Source organism: Actinomadura darangshiensis (genome assembly GCF_004349235.1).
Lineage (GTDB): Bacteria > Actinomycetota > Actinomycetes > Streptosporangiales > Streptosporangiaceae > Spirillospora > Spirillospora darangshiensis.
On the sequence record NZ_SMKY01000553.1, the window covers coordinates 1 to 2577 of the forward strand.

The 2577-nt window shown below is 66.7% G+C and carries 3 protein-coding genes; all 3 read right to left on the reverse strand.

Translation table 11 applies throughout. The features are described from left to right. Window positions 1-465 (reverse strand): DUF6082 family protein (locus E1293_RS46250; RefSeq protein ID WP_243717563.1); only part of this gene is annotated, 465 nt, incomplete at its 3' end. Between the two features lie 391 nt (window positions 466-856). Continuing rightward, window positions 857-1126 carry a hypothetical protein gene (locus E1293_RS46255; protein WP_132206407.1) on the reverse strand — a complete coding sequence of 90 codons (270 nt, stop codon included), beginning with the start codon at window positions 1124-1126 and terminating at the stop codon, window positions 857-859. 515 nt (window positions 1127-1641) lie between these two features. Further along, entirely contained in the window at window positions 1642-2292 is a 651-nt protein-coding gene (locus tag E1293_RS46260) for a protein-L-isoaspartate O-methyltransferase family protein (protein WP_279473371.1), read from the reverse strand. Window positions 2293-2577: the final 285 nt, after the last annotated feature.

Sequence of the window (2577 nt, forward strand, 5' to 3'; positions counted from 1 at the left end):
GTTGTACTCCTCGTCGAGGATCTGGTGGAAGCGGCGGGCGCGTTTGGTCTCCGAGGTGCTCATGCGGACTTGGCGTGCTTCGCGCCAGTAGGCGCGTCCAGGGTGGGCGCTGAACATCTCGCGGGAGATGGCGCGCAGCCGCGTCTCGGGCGTCGCCTTCGTCTCGAACGACATCTGCCATTCCGAGATGATCATGTTGATGTACATGAGCTGCCGGCGGGCCTTGCGGTCTTCGCCCGCCGGTACCGGGCCCCACGCCGCGTCGAGGTCTGGATCGTCCATGGCCATCTTGAGCAGCTCGGCGATCGCGATACGCCGCGCCTCCTCACGCGAGATCTTCGTCTCCCGCGCCTGGAGGACGAGCGTGGCGATGATGCCCGCCAGCGCGACGGCGGTCACGACGGCCGTTGCTGCGCCGAAGCTCAGTTGCTCCCAACGGTTGGCGGACTCGCCGGACGTGCGCAAGGCCCAGAACGAAACACCGATGACGCTGGCCAGAAGGGCGAGGAGACTGAGACTGACTGCTTTCAGGCGAACACGGAGGGTAGGCACACGGCGAAGATAATCCGGTCAGCGAGGACGGCGAAGTGTTTCCCGGTGGATGCAAACAATCGGGCGCCCCTTCCGATGAACAGGTGGACGGTTCGATCGCGGCGGCCCGACTCGCCGACTGGCTGCACCCCCAGCTCGGAGCATCCGCAATGCGTAGAGATCTCCCTGGACGAGCACGGTTGCACGACCACGCGGACGCACCGGATGTTCAAGCCTGGCGGCTTGTTGCGGCAAGCGCCCGCGTGATCGGCTCTTCAGTTTCCGTGGGAGGCCGCGCGTTCCGGTGCGCCACCCGGATTCCTGGTCAAGCGTCCCGGATATCCGGCTTGGCCGCCGCGAGCATGCGGCCGGAGATGACCACGAGGCGTTCGTCGGAGCCGATGCTCACGCCCGGCGGGAGCCGATCGCCGTACGCACCGGTGGCATCGCGTCCGATGATCGCGATGTCGCCGTTGTCCAGCTCCCAGATCTCGGGGCAGTCCTGCGTCGTGCGGCTGTCCCCCACCTCCGCGGCCGTCTTACCCAGCCGCCGCTGGAATCCAGCGCTGTGATCGGCTTCCCATGGTCTGGACATCATATGAACCCGCTTCCGATCGCTGACACCGACAGGAAGTTTCACATATACGACCTTTAGCGACAAGCCTTGACAAGTAGTCACATTACCGACAACCAATCGCCCAACTGTCGCGGGCGCACCTGTGGGCGGTCTTGATGCCCGCATCGCAACCTGCGGCATCGTCGGATGTCCGACGGGCAGCCGGCGAGATGTGGCAATGCGGCGCCGCATCACCGCCTATCAGGTGAAACATCCCGTCCACTACGACAACTGATCAGGTCTGTCGCGCGGCCACAGGCGACGAGGGGACGGCCAGCGACGCGGACGCGTGACCGCCTACGCAAGGACGGCTCCGCCCGGCGGCCATCGGGGACGGGCGCGGTGATGGTGGGCGCTGACTCGAACGCAGCGCTGGCGGTCGGTGAGGGTTGCGGCCTTTCGACGGTTCGTGAGCCGAAGGGGGCAGGGTGTGCCAGCAATGGCCGGGGGGCGTTGAGTTTGTCCGTCAGGGACCGGCTGTCCCGCAGGTTGGGTCAGGCGGGGGTGATCGGGGTGTCCGGGGAGTCGAGCCAGATCGTTTGGCCAGTCGGCGTCACGGTGATCCCGAACCGGTCAATGGCAGGCTCACCAGCGTCGGTCCACCGCTTCTTGTGAGCGTTGCGGTCGGGTTGGGAGATCCGTTGACCGCGTAGCGGCATGAACCAGGAGGGGGCCACGAACCGGCCTTCTGCCTCTCCCCCGTCCCCCACGGTGATCCGGGCGATCGGGCCGTCAGGGTGGAACGTCGGAGCCCACGGGACCAGAAGGAGCCCGCCCGGCCGTGTCTGCCGCACCCACGCGTACGGCAGCACTGCCACGGCGGCCGTGGCGATCACTCGGTCATACGGACTGCCTGCCGAACTTCCGCCCTCGCCGTCTCCGGTGATGACCTGGACTGGACAACCGGCCCCGGCCAGGTTCGCCCTTGCCTGTTCGGCCACCGCCGGGTCGATCTCGATCGTGGTCACGTTCTCCGGCCCGACGATCTCCGCCATCAACGCGGCATTCCAGCCGGTGCCCGTCCCGATCTCCATGACTCGCCGACCGGGCCCAAGATCCAGCAGCTCCAGCATCTCCCGCACGACATGCGGAGCCGAGCACGAGCTCGTGGGCCAGACGCCCTTGTCGGCGGTCCCGTCATCCATCTGAGTCGTCACCGCGTCGTCTGAGTGCACGAGGGCAGCCCAGCGGTCCGGGTCGTCCTGACGGCGCAGGGGAACGGCCCAGCCGTCGTCACCACGGACCCAGACCAGGTCAGGGACGAACGCTTCACGCGGGACCGCGCCGAACGCCGCCTCAATAGTGAACCCATTTCATCCCTGTGGCGGCAGTCCGCTGGTCACAGCATGATCGCAATGCGTCGGTTGGTGGCCTGACGTAGAGAGACCCCTGGTAGACGGGTTGATCACCACAATCACGTCGCCTGAACC